Origin of the sequence: Burkholderia sp. Bp8984, assembly GCF_003853755.1 — a bacterium.
Lineage (GTDB): Bacteria > Pseudomonadota > Gammaproteobacteria > Burkholderiales > Burkholderiaceae > Burkholderia.
Genome location: NZ_QTQN01000020.1, coordinates 77907 through 95949, shown reverse-complemented (window position 1 = coordinate 95949; position 18043 = coordinate 77907). Strand labels below are relative to the sequence as shown.

Here is an 18043-nt window from a genome sequence, read left to right as displayed (position 1 = left end):
CGGTCTGTCAGGAGCAAGTGACTACGATGGCCAACCGGCTGCAAGTGATCTATATCGAAGACGATGCGCTCGTTCGCCGGGCGAGCGTGCAGAGCCTCCAGCTCGCCGGGTTCGACGTCGTCGGGTTCGAATCGGCCGAGGCGGCCGACAAGGCGATCGTCGCGGAAACCGCCGGCGCGATCGTCAGCGACATCCGGCTGCCCGGCGCAAGCGGGCTCGACCTGCTCGCGCAGTGCCGCGAGCGCGTGCCCGACGTGCCCGTGATCCTCGTCACCGGCCACGGCGACATCTCGATGGCCGTGCAGGCGATGCGCGACGGCGCGTACGACTTCATCGAAAAGCCGTTCGCGGCCGAGCGGCTGATCGAGACGGTCCGCCGCGCGCTCGAGCGGCGCGAGCTCGTGCTCGAGAACCATGCGCTGCGGCGCGAGCTGGCCGGCCAGAACATCGTCGCGCCGCGCATCATCGGCCGCAGTCCGGCGATCGAACAGGTGCGCAAGCTGATCGCGAACGTCGCGCCCACCGACGCATCGGTGCTGATCAACGGCGACACGGGCGCCGGCAAGGAGCTGATCGCGCGCAGCCTGCACGAGCTGTCGCCGCGCCGCGACAAGCCGTTCATCGCGGTGAACTGCGGCGCGCTACCCGAGCCGATGTTCGAGTCGGAGATGTTCGGCTACGAGCCCGGCGCGTTCACCGGCGCCGCGAAGCGCCGCGTCGGCAAGCTCGAATATGCGTCCGGCGGCACGCTGTTCCTCGACGAAATCGAAAGCATGCCGCTCGCGCTGCAGGTGAAGCTCCTGCGCGTGCTGCAGGACGGCGTGCTCGAGCGGCTCGGCTCGAATCAGCCGATCCGCGTGAACTGCCGCGTCGTCGCGGCCGCGAAAGGCGACATGAGCGAACTCGTCGCGGCCGGCACGTTCCGGCGCGACCTGCTGTACCGGCTCAACGTCGTGACGATCGCGCTGCCGCCGCTCGCCGAGCGCCGCGAGGACATCGTGCCGCTGTTCGAGCACTTCATGCTCGACGCGGCCGTGCGCTACGGGCGGCCGGCCCCCGTGCTGACCGACCGGCAGCGCGCGAGCCTGATGCAGCGTGACTGGCCCGGCAACGTGCGCGAGCTGCGCAACGCGGCCGACCGCTTCGTGCTCGGCGTCGCCGACATGCCGCAGGAAGCCGGTGCGAGCGGCGACGACGCCGAGAGCGACCAGACGCTGAAGGAGCGCATCGAGCAGTTCGAGCGCGCGGTGATCGCCGAGGCGCTGAACCAGACGGGCGGCGCGGTCGCCGCGACGGCCGACCGGCTGCATGTCGGCAAGGCGACGCTGTACGAGAAGATGAAGCGCTACGGGCTGTCGGCGAAAGGCGAAACCGAGCGCTGAAAAAGAGACGGACCGCGGAACCGGGCTGGCCGGTCGTGCGGTCCGTCATGTGGAGCAGGGCGCGGCGGGCGGCCCTGCGCGTCGTGTCGTGCGGAGGCGGCGCTCAGGCCGCGTTGCCGTCGAGCGCCTTCTTGAGCAGCGCGTCGAGTTCCGCGAATTGCGGGGCGCCGACGTAGCGCTTCAGGATCTTGCCGTCCTTGTCGACGACGAAGGTTGTCGGCGTAAGCTGCACGTTGCCGAACTGCTTCGCGACGCTGCCGTCGTCGAGTGCGACCTTGAACGGCAGCTGGCGCGTCTGCGCATAGTTCGCGACGTACATCGGCGGATCGTAGTTCATCGCGACCGCGACGAACTCCAGCCCCTGACCCTTGAAGCGATTGTAGGTATCGACCATCTGCGGCATTTCCTGCATGCAGGTCGCGCAGCTCGTCGCCCAGAAGTTCACGAGGTAGACCTTGCCCTTCAGGTCGCCGGCCGTCGACACCTTCTGACCGGACAGCAGCGTGAACGTGGCGTCCGGCACGGTGGCCTTGCCGTTGAACGCGAAGAAGCCGGCAACGGCGATGGCCGCGACGACGACGGCCGCGACGATATAGCGGGCGGGGCCGGTGCGGCGCTGGGCGGGAGGCGTGGTGTTCATCTGCGGTGCTCTCGGAGTCGGTCGATGACGCGGATCGATGCAAAGGACGTCGAAATTCGGCGGTTATTTTAGCGCGAATGCGGCGCACGCACCGGCGGCCGCCACACATCCCGGGTGTCGGCTTCGGCGGATAATGGGCCTTTTGCCTGTCCCCATCACTGCCATGCCGAAGGAAGTCATCGATTCGTTGCGCCCCCTTTTTCGTCCGCTGCGACACTTCGCCGCGCTCGCGTGCGTGAGCGCGGCGCTGGCCGCGTGCTCGCCGTCATATGACTGGCGTACGCTGCACAACGACGCCGGCTACACGATCGACCTGCCGGCGAAGCCGACCGTCGAGAACCAGCCGGTGGCGGTCGGCGGCGCGTCGATGCCGATGCGGATGCAGGCCGCGCACGTCGACGGCGCGGTGTTCGCGGTCGGCACGCTGACGCTGCCCGACGACCGCGACGACACGCGCCGCGCGGCGCTCGAGTTCCTGCGTTCCGGGCTGTCGCGCAATCTCGAAGGCGTGCCGCAGACGGCCTCGGTGCCGGTGCCGCTCGCGGCCGGCGGCGCGGTGAACGGGCTCGAGCTGCGCATCGCGGGCGCGGCGAGCGGCGGCGACCGCTCGCGCAAGACGATCGTCGCGCGGCTCGTGGCGCGCGGCCGGCACGCGTACCAGGCCGTCGCGATCGCCGACGGGCCGCTCGCGCAGGAGCAGCTGGACCAGTTTTTCGGCTCGTTCAAGCTCGACTGAACAGCGGCCGGCGAGGGCGCTCAGACACTTCATGACAATTGAAAGTTCATTCGCAGCTTTCGACGCTAATCGCCGGATTTTGCGGGGATTTTTCGGCTATCCACAGCGCATGTGGATAACTTTGTTGAAAAGTTGACCGAATCGCCCGCAAAGCCGCGCCGGACGGCCTTCCGGCGCATTTGACGGTTGGCCATCCATTTCGGAAAAATCAATAAAAACAAAGGGATACGAATCTCATGACGAAGAGGTGCCCGCGCCGGGTGATCAGGGGCCGGATTCGTGAAATTGTGCATAAGTCAAGTCTTGACAGTCATATTTTGTCCTCCGCGGGCATTCACAGCGCCGTGAGCGCACGCCGGTAGCGGATCGCCTCGGCGATCTGCGCGGCCGTCGGCAACGGGTCACCGGCCAGGTCGGCGATCGTCCGTGCGACCTTCAACACGCGGAAATACGCGCGTGCCGACCAGCCGAAGCGCTCGCCGGCCTCGCGCAGCAGCCGCTCACCGTCGTCGGTCGGCCGGCACAGGTCGTCGGTCTCGCGCCCGCTCAGCATGTGATTGGTCTTGCCCTGCCGGTCGAGCTGCAGCGCACGCGCCCGGGCGACCCGCGCGGCGACCGCGGTGCTCGGCTCGCCGGGCGCCGTCGCGCGCGACGCGAGTTCGGCCGGCGATAGCGCGGGCAGGTCGATCTGGATGTCGATGCGGTCGAGCAACGGCCCCGACAGCTTGCGCAGATAGCGCGTGGCGAGCTCCGGGGTGCAGCGGCAGCGCCCGGACGGATCGCCATGCCAGCCGCACGGGCACGGATTCATCGCGGCGATCAACTGGCACGCGGCGGGGAAGTCGGCCTGCTGCGCAGCGCGCGAGATCGTGATGCGGCCGACTTCCAGCGGCTCGCGCAGCATCTCCAGCACGTGCCGGTCGAATTCGGGCAACTCGTCGAGAAACAGTACGCCGAGGTGCGCGAGCGTGATCTCGCCCGGCTGCGGCGGGTTGCGGCCGCCGACCAGCGCGGCGGCGCTCGACGAGTGGTGCGGCGCGCGGAACGGGCGCCGCCGCCAGTGCGCGGGCGAGAAGCCGATGCGGCTCGCGGAAAGGAGCGCGGCCGACGCCAGCGCCTCGTCGTCGGTCAGCGGCGGCAGGAGGCCGGGCAGGCGCGCGGCGAGCATCGACTTGCCGGCGCCGGGCGGCCCGATCATCAGCATGTGGTGCCCGCCCGCGGCGGCGACTTCGAGCGCGCGCCGGGCGCCGCGCTGGCCGACGACGTCCGCGAGATCGGGGGCGGCCGGCGCCGGCACGCCTTCGAGGCCGGGCGCCTCGACCGGCGCGAGCCGGGCATCCGGCGCACCGGCCAGATGCGCGCACAGCGCGGGCAGGTCGGGCGCGCCGAACACGGTGACACCCGGCACCAGCGCGGCCTCGGCCGCGCTGTCGAGCGGCAGGTACAGCTCGGGCGGACGGGCTGCGGCCGCTGGCCCGCACGGCGCGACGGCCGCGGCGCGAGACCCGAAGCCCGCGCCGGTCCCCGCGGCGGCGGGCCCGAAGCCGGATCCGGTCTCCGCGGCGCAGGATCCGAAGCCCGCTCCAGTCGCCGCGGCGCGCCAGTCCCGTGCCGCGCCGCACGCCATCGCGAACGCGCCCCGCATCGGCCGCAGCGCGCCGGTCAGCGACAGTTCGCCCGCGAATTCGCGGCCGGCCAGCGCGTCGGTCGGGAGCTGGCCGTTCGCGGCGAGGATGCCGAGCGCGATCGGCAGGTCGAAGCGGCCGGACTCCTTCGGCAGGTCGGCCGGCGCGAGATTGACGGTGATGCGCCTGACGGGGAAGTCGAATCCGCAGTTCTGCAGCGCGGCGCGCACGCGCTCGCGGCTTTCGCGGACTTCGAGATCGGGCAGGCCGACGATCGAGAACGACGGCAATCCGTTGGCAAGATGGACTTCGACGGTGACGTCCGGCGCGCGGCCGGCCGCCGGCGCGCGACTGCGCACCACGGCGAGCGACATGGCGAGGCTCCTTTAAATGAATCGGACGGGCAACGGCCATTCGGGCCGCATGCCGCGGGAATCGGAGGAATCGGTGCGCGCTTGCCGGCGTGGCGCGGAAAAGAACGAGGAACGACGAACAGCGAAGCGCTACAAACAGCGAAGAGCGAAGAGCGAGGAACAGCGAAGAGCGAGGAACAGCGAAGAGCGGGGAATTGCGAGGAACGACGGAACGGCTGACCGGCCGACTTCGGATGTCAGGCGCGGGCCGCACGAGGCGGCCCGCGCCCGGACCTGTCGGTCGGGTTGGGCGTCAGGCCTGGGACGCTGCGAGCTTCTGCTCGAGTTCCGCGACGCGCTTCTCGAGTTCCTCGAGACGCACGCGGGTGCGGGCGAGCACCTGTGCCTGCGTGTCGAACTCCTCGCGCGTGACGAGATCGAGCTTCGAGAAGCCTTGCGACAGCATGGCCTTCACGTTGCGCTCGACATCCTTGGCCGGCGAGTTTTTCAGCAGGTCGCTGACGCGCGACTGCAGGTCGTTGAAAACATCGCTGGGTTGCTTCATGAGATTTCCTTCCTTGCACAAAAAGTGTGCATCTTCAGTTGCGTACGTGCCCATGATGCACGCATGACCGGAAATGGTGCGCGCGTGGCGCGAATTCCGGGCATGGCGCCCGCATGGGTGAATGGCCCGGAGATCCGGGACGTGCGTGCACTCTAGCAATGATCCTTTCGGCGCGCCAGCAAACCTGGGCCACTTTGGCCATTCGGCCGGGCTTCCGCATCTTTCCGTACCTTTCAGCACCCGATGCAACCCCGTTTCGGAGCCGTTCGAGGCGGTGCTCGCGCGAACATGGCATGCGAGTTGCTGAGGAGAGACGGTCACACCATTCCAACCAATTCGACGGGATCAACCTGCGAGAGGACTCCATGAAACTGATTACCGCAATCATCAAGCCGTTCAAGCTCGATGAGACGCGCGAAGCGCTCTCCGCGCTCGGCGTCTCGGGCATCACGGTCACTGAGGTGAAAGGGTTCGGGCGCCAGAAGGGGCACACCGAGCTGTACCGGGGCGCCGAATACGTGGTCGATTTCCTGCCGAAGATGAAGATCGAGGCGGCCGTGTCCGACGATCTCGTCGACCAGGCGGTCGAGGCGATCGAGCGTGCAGCCCGCACCGGCAAGATCGGCGACGGAAAGATCTTCGTCACGCCGATCGAGCAAGTGATCCGGATCCGGACCGGGGAGACCGGCGCAGACGCGCTGTAACAGACCAAGACAAGCGACAAGAGGAAACCCGAGATGCGCAAACTTCTGATGTCCCTGCTGATGGCTGGCTCGCTGATCGCGGCTGGCGTCGGTCCCGCGCTCGCCGACGACGCGGCCTCCGCCGCGGCAGCGTCCGCGCCCGCCGCCACGGCGTCCGATGCATCGGCAGCCGCGGCTCCCGCCGCTTCGGCGCCGGCCGCCACCGACGCATCGGCACCTGCCGCTGCCGCCGCACCCGCTTCGGGCGCCGCCACCGACGCATCGGCCGCCGCCGCCGCGTCCGCGCCGGCCGCACCCGCCGCGCCGACCGAGCCGTTCTCCGTCGATTCGTCGAAGATCAGTGCCGGCGACACCGCGTGGATGCTGACGTCCACCGCGCTCGTGCTGTTCATGACGATCCCCGGCCTCGCACTGTTCTATGCGGGCATGGTCCGCAAGAAGAACGTGCTCGCGACCGTGATGCAGAGCTTCGCGATCACCGCCGCGATCACGGTGCTGTGGACGGTGGTGGGCTACAGCCTCGCGTTCACGCCGGGCAACGGCTTCATCGGCGGCCTGTCGCGCGTGTTCCTGCACGGCATGAACTACATCAAGGGCGACAAGGCGACCACGCTGACCGTCAGCCATCTCGCGACGACGATTCCGGAATCGGTCTACTTCGTCTACCAGATGACGTTCGCGATCATCACGCCGGCGCTGATCTGCGGCGCGTTCGCCGATCGCATGAAGTTCTCGGCGATGCTCGTGTTCATGACGCTCTGGTCGCTGATCGTCTATGTGCCGATCGCGCACATGGTGTGGGAGCCGACCGGCTGGCTGTCGGCCGACGGCGTGCTCGACTTCGCGGGCGGCACGGTGGTGCACATCAACGCCGGTATCGCGGGCCTCGTGTCGTGCCTCGTGCTCGGCAAGCGCGTCGGCTACGGCCGCGAATCGATGGCGCCGCACAACCTGGTGCTGACGATGATCGGCGGCTCGATGCTGTGGGTCGGCTGGTTCGGCTTCAACGCGGGCTCCGCGGTCGCGGCCGACGGCCGTGCCGGCTTCGCGATGCTGACCACGCAAGTGGCGACCGCCTGCGCGGCGCTCGGCTGGATGTTTGCGGAATGGGTCGCGAAGGGCAAGCCGTCGGTGCTCGGCATCGTGTCGGGCGCGGTCGCGGGTCTCGTGGCGATCACGCCGGCTGCCGGCTTCGTCGGCGTCGCCGGTGCGCTCGTGATCGGCATCGCGGCGGGCGTGATCTGCTTCTGGTCGGCCACGTGGCTCAAGTCGAAGCTCGGCTACGACGATTCGCTCGACGCGTTCGGCGTGCACGGCATTGGCGGGATTCTCGGCGCGCTGCTGACGGGCGTGTTCGCGGTCAAGGACATCGGCGGCGCCGACGGCAGCCTGCTGCTGCAGGCGAAGGGCGTGCTGATCACGCTGGTCTACAGCGGCGTGCTGAGCTTCGTGCTGCTGAAGCTGATCGACCTGACGATTGGCCTGCGCGTGTCCGAAGAGGAAGAGCGCGAGGGCCTCGACGTGATCCTGCACGGCGAACATGTCGAATAACTCACAAGGATGACGGCGGGCCGCCGCGCAGACGGCGCCCGCCACGAATGAGCGCAGCGACTTCGGCCCGCCACCCGGCGGGCTTTTTTTCTCCTGCCGCGTGCTGCCGTAGCGCATAACCCTTCAGGCTATCGGGTCAATAGCCGAAAACTTCCTCCATATCCTTGTGAAGCCGGGAACAATCCCCAAATGGGCAAGGCAATTGCTCTACAATCTTCATTCTCCCGCTCGCGAGTGATTCATGGTTCCCCACCTCGTTACCGCGTTGAACGGTCCGCTGCTCGAGCTCGAGCAGAAGATCCTCGACGCGACGCCTGCGATCGAACGCTGGTTCAGGCTCGAATGGCAGGAACACACCCCGCCGTTCTATTGTTCGGTGGACCTGCGCAACGCCGGTTTCAAGCTGGCGCCCGTCGACGCGAACCTGTTCCCCGGCGCGTTCAATAATCTGCCGTCCGAAGTGCTGCCGCTCGCCGTCCAGGCCGCGATGGCCGCGATCGAGAAGATCTGCCCGGACGCGAAGAACTTGCTCGTGATTCCGGAGCTGCCGACCCGCAACGCGTTCTACCTGGAAAACGTCGCGCGGCTCGCGACGATCATGCGCCAGGCCGGCCTGAACGTGCGCTTCGGCTCGCTCGACCCGAGCATCACCGACATGACGCCGATCACGCTGGCCGACGGCCAGAAGATCGTGCTCGAACCGCTCGAGCGTTCGCAGCGCCGCCTCGGCCTGAAGAATTTCGATCCGTGCTCGATCCTGCTGAACAACGACCTGTCGGCCGGGATTCCCGCCGTGCTGGAGAACCTGCACGAGCAATACCTGCTGCCGCCGCTGCACGCGGGCTGGGCCGTGCGCCGCAAGTCGACGCACTTCTCGTGCTACGACGACGTCGCGAAGAAGTTCGCGAAGATGGTCGGCGTCGATCCGTGGATGGTGAATCCGTATTTCGCGCACGTCGAAGGCGTCGACTGGCAGGCGCATGAAGGCGAGCAGGCGCTCGCCGACGCGATCGACGGCGTGCTGAAGAAGATCGCGCGCAAGTATCGCGAATACGGCATCAGCGAAAAGCCGTACGTCGTCGTGAAGGCCGACGCGGGCACCGCCGGGCGCGGCGTGATGACCGTGCACGACGCGGCCGAGATCGGCCGCATGTCGAAGGCCGAGCGCGCGCAGATGGCCGAGTCGAAGGCCGGCCTCGCGGTGCGCGACGTGATCGTCCAGGAAGGCGTGTACACGTTCGAGCGCGTCGGCGACGAAGTGGCCGAGCCGGTCGTGTACATGATCGACCGCTACGTGGTCGGCGGTTTCTACCGCACGCACGGCGGCCGCGAGCGCGACCAGAACCTGAACGCGCCCGGCATGCACTACGTGCCGCTCGGCTTCGAGCACACCGCGCTGCCGGATGCCGGCGCGAAGCCGGGCGCCGCGCCGCCGAACCGTTTCTACATGTACGGCGTCGTCGCGCGCCTGTCGCTGATCGCGTCGTCGATCGAACTGGAAAAGACCGATCCCGAAGCCATCCAGGTGTAACGGCTTCGCTACGTACAGGACCCGCATGGACATTCTCTTTATCGCCGACCCGCTCGAGCGCTTCAAGATCTACAAGGATTCGACCTACGCGATGATGGCGGAGGCCGCGCGGCGCGGGCATGCGGTGTACGCGTGCCAGCCGCACCAGCTCGCATGGACGGGCTCGGGCGTCGAGGCTGACGTGCAGCGCGTGACGATCGTCGGCGACACGGCCGACCTGCATCGCCAGCCGTGGTTCGAGGCGGCCGCGCACGAATCGCGTCAGCTGACGTCGTTCGGCGCGGTGCTGATGCGCAAGGATCCGCCGTTCGACATGGAATACGTGACGGCCACCTGGATGCTCGAGCTTGCCGAACGGGCGGGCGCGCGCGTGTTCAACAAGCCCCAGTCGATCCGCGATCACTCGGAGAAGCTCGCGATCGGCGAGTTTCCGCAGTTCGTCGCGCCGACGCTCGTCACGCGCGACGCCGCGCGCCTGCGAGCGTTCCATGCCGAGCATGGCGACGTGATCGTGAAGCCGCTCGACGGCATGGGCGGGATGGGCGTGTTCCGCGTGAAGGCCGACGGGATGAATCTCGGCGCGATCATCGAGATGCTCGGCCACGACGGCACGCGCTCGCTGATGATCCAGAAGTTCATTCCCGAGATCAAGGCGGGCGACAAGCGCATTCTGCTGATCGCCGGCGAGCCGGTGCCGTATTCGCTCGCGCGGATTCCGCAGGGCAGCGAGGTGCGCGGCAATCTCGCCGCGGGCGGGCTCGGCGTCGCGCAGCCGCTGACGCCGCGCGACCGCGAGATCGCCGCGACGCTCGGGCCGGTGCTCGCCGCGCGCGGGCTGCTGCTGGTCGGGCTCGACGCGATCGGCGACTGGCTGACCGAGGTGAACGTGACGAGCCCGACGTGCTTCCGCGAAATCATGGAGCAGACGGGTTTCGACGTCGCCGCGATGTTCATCGACGCGCTGGAGCGGGCGGCCGCGTAGCCCGCTTTCCGCGCAAGCCCGGCGGCGGCCGCGCAGGCCCCCCGTCGCCGGAGCGGTTCGACCGGCCTGCTACAATGCCCGCTTGCCCGGTGCCGCGACCAGCGCGCCGAAGGCCCGGCGGTCGGGCCGAAACCGTTGCAAGGCTGAACATGAAACGTTTCCCATACTCGCTATGCTCGTTGCCCCGCTGCGGGGCGTCGGCCCGCCAAGGGCGGCCGGGGGCAGTCTGACATGGCCGGGATTCTGATCATCGCGCACGCGCCGCTCGCCACCGCGCTGCGGGACTGCATCGCGCACATCTACGGCGGCGTGCCCGCGCGCATCGGCTGCATCGACGTGCTGGCGGACAGCGACCCGACCCAGGTGATGGCGTTCGCACACGCGGAGCTCGCGCGGCTCAGGGAAGAGAACGGCGTCGTCGTGCTGACCGACATGTACGGCGCGACGCCCGCGAACATCGCGGGCCAGCTCGCGAAGCTCGACAACGTGCGCGTGCTGGCGGGCGTGAACCTGCCGATGCTGGTGCGCGCCGTCTGCTACCGTACCGTGCCGCTCGACAAGCTCGTCGACAAGGCGCTGTCCGGCGGCGCGAAGGGCGTCCACGAGGTGTCTGCCGGCACGCCGCCGCCGCCTTCGGAAACCGGCTGCGGCCAGTGCGCGCCGATTCCGCCCGAGCCGCAACCGCGCACCGAATCGCACTGACCGTCCCGTTTTCCGTTTTAGACCGACCCGCCGACGCACGTCGCCGGCGGCCTCGACCGACCCGACCGAGAACCATGCTTCAACAAGAAACCACCATCGTCAACAAATTGGGGCTCCATGCGCGCGCATCGGCCAAGCTTACGCAACTGGCCGGCAACTTCCAGTCGGAAGTCTGGATGACGCGCAACGGACGCAAGATCAACGCGAAAAGCATCATGGGCGTGATGATGCTCGCGGCGGGCATCGGCAGCAGCGTGACGATCGAGACCGAAGGTCCGGACGAGCGCGAGGCGATGGACGCGTTGCTCAAGCTGATCGCGGACAAGTTCGGCGAAGGTCAGTGATCCGGGGCCTGCCCCGCGATCGTTGCCGTTTCGAAGCAGAATGCCGCGTATGTCGCGGCATTTTTTTTGTCCGTAGCATTGATGCGGAAATCGCAATGCTGCGCTGCATGCAGCCAGCACGGAGGTGCGGAATTTATAATCGCTAACCGGGGTCATAAGCGCATCGCAGCAGTGTGCCGCGGCTTTACATGTACAGAGGAGGTGCGCGTGTCCTTCACGCTGCATGGCATTCCCGTCTCACGTGGTATCGCGATCGGGCGAGCGTATCTGATCGCGCCGGCGGCGCTCGACGTCGCCCATTACCTGGTCGAGGCGAACCAGATCGACGCCGAGGTCGAGCGTTTCAGCACGGCGCGCGAGGTCGTGCATCGCGAACTCGAGGCGCTGCGCGCCGACCTGACCGACGACACCCCGACCGAAGTGGGTGCGTTCATCGACGTCCACGCGATGATCCTGAGCGACGCGATGCTCGTGCAGGAAACCATCGACCTGGTCCGCACGCGACGCTACAACGTCGAATGGGCGCTGACCGAGCAGCTCGAGCTGCTCACGCGCCACTTCGACGATATCGAGGATGAATACCTGCGCGAGCGCAAGGCCGACATCGAGCAGGTGGTCGAGCGCGTGCTGAAGGCGCTCGCCGGTGCGCCGTCGGCGTCGCAGGCGCTCGATCGCGCGGCCAAGAACGGTACGAACGAGATGATCGTCGTCGCGCACGACATCGCGCCGGCCGACATGATGCAGTTCAAGACGCAGTCGTTCCAGGCGTTCGTCACCGACCTCGGCGGCCGCACGTCGCACACGGCGATCGTCGCGCGCAGCCTCGGCATTCCGGCCGCGGTCGGCGTCCAGCATGCGAGTTCGCTGATCCGCCAGGACGACCTGATCATCGTCGACGGCGACCAGGGGATCGTGATCGTCGATCCCGCGCCGATCGTCCTCGAGGAATATTCGTACCGCCAGTCCGAGAAGCTGCTCGAACAGCGCAAGCTGCAGCGCCTGAAGTTCTCGCCGACGCAAACCCTGTGCGGCACGAAGATCGACCTCTACGCGAACATCGAGCTGCCCGACGACGCGAAGGCGGCGGTCGAGGCCGGCGCGGTCGGCGTCGGGCTGTTCCGCTCCGAGTTCCTGTTCATGCATCAGAAGGAGATGCCCGAGGAGGAGGAGCAGTTCGCCGCGTACAAGCGCGCGGTCGAGTGGATGAAGGGCATGCCGGTGACGATCCGCACGATCGACGTCGGCGCGGACAAGCCGCTCGAGGCGCTCGACGAAGGCTACGAGACGGCGCCGAACCCGGCGCTCGGCCTGCGTGCGATCCGCTGGAGCCTGTCCGAGCCGCAGATGTTCCTCACGCAGCTGCGCGCGATCCTGCGCGCGTCCGCGTTCGGGCAGGTGAAGATCCTGATCCCGATGCTCGCGCACGCGCAGGAGATCGACCAGACGCTCGACCTGATCCGCGAGGCGAAGCGCCAGCTCGACGACGCGGGGCTCGCATACGATCCGAACGTGCGCGTCGGCGCGATGATCGAGATCCCGGCCGCCGCGATCGCGCTGCCGCTGTTCCTGAAGCGCTTCGATTTCCTGTCGATCGGCACGAACGACCTGATCCAGTACACGCTCGCGATCGACCGCGCGGACAACGCGGTCGCCCACCTGTACGACCCGCTGCATCCGGCGGTGCTGCACCTGATCGCCTATACGCTGCGCGAGGCGAAGCGTGCAGGCGTGTCGGTGTCGGTGTGCGGGGAGATGGCGGGCGATCCGGCGCTCACGCGCCTGTTGCTCGGGATGGGGCTCACCGAGTTCTCGATGCACCCGAGCCAGTTGCTGGTCGTGAAGCAGGAGATCCTGCGCGCGCACCTGAAGGCGCTCGAGAAGCCGACGGCCGACGTGCTGGCCGCGTTCGAGCCGGAGGAGGTGCAGGCGGCGCTCAAGCGCCTGTCGGTCGCGGAACCGCGCGCGGACGCGGCCGCCTAGGCGGCGCGGACTGCGCGGCGAGACCGTCGTGCGCGTCGCGAAGGTAGCGAAACGTCGCGCATGCGCCGCCCGGCGCATGCGTTCATGCATCCCGCGCGCGTCAGTGCCGGCCCTGGCACACGGGGCAGTCGGCCTGGCGCGCGATCTTCATCGTCGTCCATTCCATCCGCAGCGAATCGAGCATCATCAGCCGCCCGTTGAGCGTCGTGCCGATCGCGCCGATCACGCGCAGCGCTTCGGCGGCCTGCATCGCGCCGATGATCCCGACCGTCGGCGCGAACACGCCCATCGTCGCGCACGCGACTTCCTCGAACGGCTGGTCCTCCGGAAACACGCACGCGTAACAGGGCGCGGCCGGGTCGCGGAAGTCGAAGGTGCTGATCTGGCCGTCGAAGCGCAGCGCGGCGCCTGACACGAGCGGCACGCCGTGCGCGACGCACGCGCGGTTGATCGCATGGCGCGTCGCGAAGTTGTCGGTGCAGTCGACCACGACGGTCGCCTGCGGCACGTGCGCGTCGAGCCATGCATCGTCGACGCGCGCCGCGACCGCATGCACGGTCACTTCCGGGTTCAGCTGCGCGAGCGCGTCGCGCCCCGATTCGACCTTGCTGCGGCCGACCGAGGCCGTCACGTGCAGGATCTGTCGCTGCAGGTTCGTGAGGTCGACCGTGTCGGCGTCGACGAGCGTGATCGTGCCGACCCCGGACGCCGCGAGATACATCGCGGCCGGCGAGCCGAGACCGCCGGCACCGACGACGATCGCATGCGCGTCGAGGAAGCGCTGCTGCGCCTCGATGCCGATTTCGTCGACGAGGATGTGGCGGGAGTAGCGGAGGAGTTGATCGTCGTTCATGGGAGAGGTCGGGTGAGGCATGCCGCCGGCGGCGGCGCGGACGCCTCTGCGTCCATCTGCGTATTCTAGGCGCACATGAAAAACGGGCCATCGCGGTCTTCCCGCGATGGCCCGTCGGATGCCGGCCGGCGCTTACTGCGGCGCCGACGCGGGCTTCGGTGCGGCGGCCTTCGTGCCCGACGCCTTCGCGGGGGACGCGGCCTTGGTCGCAGGGCTCTTCGTCGTGCTCTCGGCGAGCAGCGACTTCGATTCCTGCACCGCCTTGCCCTCGAGCTTGTTGAGCGCCTGCTGCATCATGAAGTCGTCGGCGCTGCCGAACTCGATCGGCTTGCGATCGCGGTCCTTCTGGCGTTGCTCCGGCGTCTTCTTGTCGTTCTGCTCCTCGAGGACGCGCAGCTGATCCATCCGGCGCTGCTCGCGCTCTTCCTGTTCCTTCTTCTCGTTCGGATCCTGCGTGTTCGCGAGGTGGTTCGTGTAGTCGACCTCGCGCGTCACGAGCACGTCGTCCGGATCGCCGTCCGCATACTGATCGACCGGCACGTCGGGCGTGATGCCCTTGTTCTGGATCGAACGGCCGCTCGGCGTGTAGTAGTAGGCGGTCGTCAGGCGCAGCGCGGTGTCGGCCGTCATCGGACGGACCGTCTGCACCGAGCCCTTGCCGAACGTCGTCTTGCCCATGATCTGCGCGCGCTTCGAATCCTGCAGCGCGCCGGCGACGATCTCCGACGCGGACGCCGAGTAAGCGTTCGTCAGCACGACCATCGGCACGGTCTTGAAGATCGGCGGCAGGCTCTTCAGCGGATCGCCGTCGAAGGACGGCAGGCGGTAGTTGTCGTAGGTGTCGCGGTAGACCTGCTTCGAATCCGGGATCTGGCCGTTGGTCGACACGACGACGGAGTCGGGCGGCAGGAACGCGCCGGCGACGCCGACCGCGCTCTGCAGCAGGCCGCCGCCGTTGTTGCGCAGGTCGACGATCAGGCCCTTCAGGTTCGGCTGCTGGCGCGCGATGTCCTGCAGCTTCGCGGCGAGATCGGGCGTCGTGCGCTCCTGGAAGCTCGTGATCCGGATATATGCGTAGCCCGGGTCGAGCAGCTTCATCTTCACGCTCTGGACCCTGATGATCGCGCGCGTGACCGTGATCGGGAACGTGCGGTCGTCGCTCTTGCGGAAGATCGTCAGCGTGACCTTGGTGCCCGGCTCGCCGCGCATCTGCTTGACGGCCTTGTCGAGCGTCATGCCGCGCACCGGCTTGTCGTTGATGCGCGTGATCAGGTCGCCCGGACGGATGCCGGCGCGGAACGCGGGCGTATCTTCGATCGGCGAGATCACCTTGACGAGGCCGTCTTCCTGCGAGATCTCGATGCCGAGACCCGCGAAGCGGCCCTTGGTCTGCTCCTGCAGCTCGTCGTAATCGGTCTTGTCGAGGAACGACGAGTGCGGGTCGAGGCTCGACACCATGCCCTTGATCGCCGCCGTCAGCAGCTTCTTGTCGTCGACCGGCTCGACGTACTCGCGCTTGATCTGGCCGAACACTTCCGCGAACAGGCGGAGCTGGTCGAGGGGAAGCGGTGCCGTGGCGGTCTGCTCGGCCGATGCCGAAACCTGCAGCGTGGCGAATACGCCCGTGGCGAGGCCCGCGGCAATCAGGCCGATGTTCTTCAATTTCATTCGCATAGAGAGTCTGGTGCGGTCGGGAAGCGCGTGGCGGTAGCGGGGATGTAGCGGACAAGTATAACTGTTCGCCCGATTGCTCAGTGGACCGGTGCGAAATGGTCCGGGAGCCCGGTCCCGGCGGGGGCGCCGGATGCGCAGCGGATTCGAAAGCGGGTTCGACAGCACCGGGGCCGCGAAGGTTCGCGCCCGCGCGCCGGAGCAGCCGGGCAGGCCGCGCGCGAGGCGGCCCGCCCGGCACGACGGGTATCAGCCCGCCTTGCCCTGCTTCGCGACGGCGGCCTGCGCCTTCGCGATCGCGTCCTGGTCGCCCAGGTAGTAGTGCGTGATCGGCTTCAGGTTCTCGTCGAGCTCATACACGAGCGGCACGCCGTTCGGGATGTTCAGGCCGACGATGTCGCTGTCCGAGATGCCGTCGAGGTACTTGATCAGCGCGCGCAGCGAGTTGCCGTGCGCGGCGATCAGCACCTGCTTGCCCGCACGGACGGCCGGCGCGATCGACTCGTTCCACAGCGGCAGCACGCGCGCGACCGTGTCCTTCAGGCATTCGGTGAGCGGCAGCTGCTCGCGCGGCACCTTCGCGTAGCGCGGATCGTCGAACGGCGCGCGCTCGTCGGTCGGCTCGAGCGCCGGCGGCGGCGTGTCGTAGCTGCGGCGCCACACGAGCACCTGCTCGTCGCCGAACTTGGCGGCCGTTTCCGCCTTGTTCAGGCCCGACAGCGCGCCGTAGTGGCGCTCGTTCAGGCGCCACGAGTGGACGACCGGCAGGTACATCAGGTCCATCTTGTCCTGCACGTGCCACAGCGTGCGGATCGCGCGCTTGAGCACCGACGTGTAGGCGATGTCGAACGTGTAGCCGGCCTCCTTGAGCAATTCGCCGGCCTGATAGGCCTCGTTGCGACCCTGTTCGGTCAGGTCGACGTCGACCCAGCCGGTGAAGCGGTTTTCCTTGTTCCACGTCGATTCGCCGTGGCGGATGAGAACGAGTTTGTACATGGATCTTGCGGTCGGTAGTGATAGGGAAGCGGGGCGCGTCGCGCGGTACCCGGCCCGGGTCCGCCATCGCGCAAGGCGGTTATTTTATAATGGCGCGATTGTCCTCATCCGATTTCTCTTTTTCCGGCGGCATTCCGTGACGTTCTTTACCAATTACACGAACCTGGCCCTTATCGCGATCCTTCTGGTTTCCGGCGGCCTGCTCGCATGGCCGGCCCTGCGCCGCGGCCGCGGCGGCCTGTCGGCCGCGGAGGCGACGCAGCTCATCAATCGCCGCAACGCGGTCGTGATCGACCTGCGTACCGCGTCCGACTTCGCCGCCGGCCACCTGCCGTCGGCGCGCCAGGTCGCCGCCGGCGAGATCGGCGCGAAAATTGCGCAGGTCGCGAAAAACAAGAGCACCCCCGTGCTGCTCGTCTGCCAGAACGGCCAGCAGTCGCAGAAGGCGGCGCGCGAGGTCGAGGCGGCAGGCTATGCCGAGGTACACGTGCTCGAGGGCGGCGTTGCCGCCTGGCAGCAGGCCGGGATGCCGGTCGTCAAACAAGGAGTGGCGAAGTGAGCAAGGTTTTGATGTACAGCACGCAGGTGTGTCCGTATTGCATTCAGGCCGAGCGCCTGCTGAAGCTGCGCGGCGTGGAGCAGATCGAAAAGGTGCTGATCGACCGCGATCCGGCCCGCCGTGAGGAAATGATGACGCGCACCGGCCGTCGCACGGTCCCGCAAATCTACATAGGCGACACGCACGTCGGCGGCTACGACGATCTGTCGAAGCTCGACCGCGAAGGCGGGCTCGTGCCGCTTCTGCAAGCGGCCTGATTAGGGCAGAATGGCCGCCGGCCGCGCCGCGGCATGAGCGCGCAGGATTCAACCGAGGCGGCCGGCGTGAAGCCGGGCCGCCGCGTCACCACTTTTAGGGAAACACCATGTCCGACGTCGAAAACCAACCGTTCTTCAACATCCAGCGCGTCTACCTGAAGGATATGTCGCTCGAGCAGCCGAATTCGCCGGCGATCTTCCTCGAGCAGGACATGCCGTCGGTTGAAGTCGAAGTCGACGTCAAGGCCGAACGTCTCGCGGAAAGCGTCTTCGAAGTCGTCGTGTCGGGCACCGTCACCGCGAAGGTGAAGGACAAGGTCGCATTCCTGATCGAAGCGAAGCAGGCCGGCATTTTCGACATTCGCAACATTCCCGACGAACAGCTCGACCCGCTCGTCGGCATCGCCTGCCCGACGATCCTGTTCCCGTACCTGCGCTCGAACATCGCCGACGCGATCACGCGTGCGGGCTTCCCGCCGATCCACCTGGCGGAAATCAACTTCCAGGCGCTGTACGAGCAGCGTCTCGCGCAGCTTCAGCAGCAGCAGGCCGGTGCGGCAGGCGCGCCGAACGGCACGACGCTGAACTGACGTTTCACTCCGGACCGGTGCT

General features: G+C 67.7%; 18 protein-coding genes. 12 read left to right on the top strand and 6 right to left on the bottom strand.

Annotated elements, in window-relative coordinates; genetic code table 11:
* Window positions 1-26: 26 nt before the first annotated feature.
* The gene (locus tag DID98_RS20855) at window positions 27-1382 is read left to right on the top strand and encodes a sigma-54 dependent transcriptional regulator (RefSeq protein WP_044846740.1); all 1356 of its coding nucleotides are present in this window, start codon (window positions 27-29) and stop codon (window positions 1380-1382) included.
* A 103-nt stretch (window positions 1383-1485) separates the two neighbouring features.
* Here the strand turns inward: DID98_RS20855 and DID98_RS20850 are convergent, their stop codons facing one another.
* The gene (locus tag DID98_RS20850; protein WP_124571338.1) at window positions 1486-2022 is read right to left on the bottom strand and encodes a peroxiredoxin; all 537 of its coding nucleotides are present in this window, start codon (window positions 2020-2022) and stop codon (window positions 1486-1488) included.
* A 163-nt stretch (window positions 2023-2185) separates the two neighbouring features.
* Here DID98_RS20850 and DID98_RS20845 point away from each other — a divergent pair, with 163 nt between their 5' ends.
* Window positions 2186-2758 (top strand): hypothetical protein, encoded by a 573-nt coding sequence (locus tag DID98_RS20845; protein WP_044846738.1) that lies wholly within the window; start codon window positions 2186-2188, stop codon window positions 2756-2758.
* A 334-nt stretch (window positions 2759-3092) separates the two neighbouring features.
* Here DID98_RS20845 and DID98_RS20840 read toward each other — a convergent pair whose 3' ends face one another.
* On the bottom strand, window positions 3093-4757 hold the full coding sequence (locus DID98_RS20840; protein WP_124571337.1) for a YifB family Mg chelatase-like AAA ATPase: 1665 nt from the start codon (window positions 4755-4757) through the stop codon (window positions 3093-3095).
* 292 nt (window positions 4758-5049) lie between these two features.
* Window positions 5050-5301, bottom strand: coding sequence for an accessory factor UbiK family protein (locus DID98_RS20835; RefSeq protein WP_006398174.1), 252 nt, complete (start codon window positions 5299-5301; stop codon window positions 5050-5052).
* Window positions 5302-5666: 365 nt separating this feature from the next.
* On the opposite strand from DID98_RS20835, the gene DID98_RS20830 reads away from it, so the two are divergent.
* The 7 genes from DID98_RS20830 (at window position 5667) to ptsP (ending at window position 13095) form a co-directional block, all read left to right on the top strand.
* A complete protein-coding gene (locus DID98_RS20830) occupies window positions 5667-6005 on the top strand; it encodes a P-II family nitrogen regulator (protein WP_006398175.1) in 339 nt (112 codons plus the stop codon).
* 33 nt (window positions 6006-6038) lie between these two features.
* Window positions 6039-7556 (top strand): ammonium transporter, encoded by a 1518-nt coding sequence (locus DID98_RS20825; RefSeq protein WP_124571336.1) that lies wholly within the window; start codon window positions 6039-6041, stop codon window positions 7554-7556.
* A 241-nt stretch (window positions 7557-7797) separates the two neighbouring features.
* Window positions 7798-9087, top strand: coding sequence for a glutamate--cysteine ligase (gene gshA, locus DID98_RS20820; RefSeq protein WP_044848231.1), 1290 nt, complete (start codon window positions 7798-7800; stop codon window positions 9085-9087).
* A 25-nt stretch (window positions 9088-9112) separates the two neighbouring features.
* Complete coding sequence (gshB, locus tag DID98_RS20815) at window positions 9113-10069, top strand: glutathione synthase (protein WP_124571335.1); 957 nt, start codon at window positions 9113-9115, stop codon at window positions 10067-10069.
* A 231-nt stretch (window positions 10070-10300) separates the two neighbouring features.
* Complete coding sequence (locus tag DID98_RS20810; protein WP_044848229.1) at window positions 10301-10771, top strand: PTS sugar transporter subunit IIA; 471 nt, start codon at window positions 10301-10303, stop codon at window positions 10769-10771.
* 74 nt (window positions 10772-10845) lie between these two features.
* On the top strand, window positions 10846-11115 hold the full coding sequence (locus DID98_RS20805; RefSeq protein WP_006752075.1) for an HPr family phosphocarrier protein: 270 nt from the start codon (window positions 10846-10848) through the stop codon (window positions 11113-11115).
* Window positions 11116-11322: 207 nt separating this feature from the next.
* Window positions 11323-13095, top strand: coding sequence for a phosphoenolpyruvate--protein phosphotransferase (ptsP, locus tag DID98_RS20800; RefSeq protein WP_044848237.1), 1773 nt, complete (start codon window positions 11323-11325; stop codon window positions 13093-13095).
* Between the two features lie 100 nt (window positions 13096-13195).
* Here ptsP and DID98_RS20795 read toward each other — a convergent pair whose 3' ends face one another.
* The 3 genes from DID98_RS20795 to gpmA all read right to left on the bottom strand — a co-directional run bounded on the left by DID98_RS20795 (window position 13196) and on the right by gpmA (window position 16615).
* Window positions 13196-13948, bottom strand: a complete 753-nt coding sequence (locus DID98_RS20795) for a molybdopterin-synthase adenylyltransferase MoeB (protein ID WP_124571334.1) — start codon at window positions 13946-13948, stop codon at window positions 13196-13198.
* Between the two features lie 132 nt (window positions 13949-14080).
* Window positions 14081-15622: a S41 family peptidase gene (locus tag DID98_RS20790; protein ID WP_124486538.1), complete on the bottom strand. Its 1542-nt coding sequence runs from the start codon at window positions 15620-15622 to the stop codon at window positions 14081-14083.
* Between the two features lie 246 nt (window positions 15623-15868).
* The gene (gene gpmA / locus DID98_RS20785; protein ID WP_044848226.1) at window positions 15869-16615 is read right to left on the bottom strand and encodes a 2,3-diphosphoglycerate-dependent phosphoglycerate mutase; all 747 of its coding nucleotides are present in this window, start codon (window positions 16613-16615) and stop codon (window positions 15869-15871) included.
* Window positions 16616-16751: 136 nt separating this feature from the next.
* Here gpmA and DID98_RS20780 point away from each other — a divergent pair, with 136 nt between their 5' ends.
* The 3 genes from DID98_RS20780 to secB all read left to right on the top strand — a co-directional run bounded on the left by DID98_RS20780 (window position 16752) and on the right by secB (window position 18021).
* Window positions 16752-17174 (top strand): rhodanese-like domain-containing protein, encoded by a 423-nt coding sequence (locus tag DID98_RS20780; protein WP_050014781.1) that lies wholly within the window; start codon window positions 16752-16754, stop codon window positions 17172-17174.
* Window positions 17171-17431, top strand: coding sequence for a glutaredoxin 3 (gene grxC, locus DID98_RS20775; RefSeq protein WP_044848224.1), 261 nt, complete (start codon window positions 17171-17173; stop codon window positions 17429-17431). Before DID98_RS20780 ends, grxC begins: the two co-directional genes overlap by 4 nt.
* A gap of 107 nt (window positions 17432-17538) precedes the next feature.
* Window positions 17539-18021 (top strand): protein-export chaperone SecB, encoded by a 483-nt coding sequence (gene secB / locus DID98_RS20770; protein WP_014895954.1) that lies wholly within the window; start codon window positions 17539-17541, stop codon window positions 18019-18021.
* Window positions 18022-18043 lie beyond the last annotated feature (22 nt).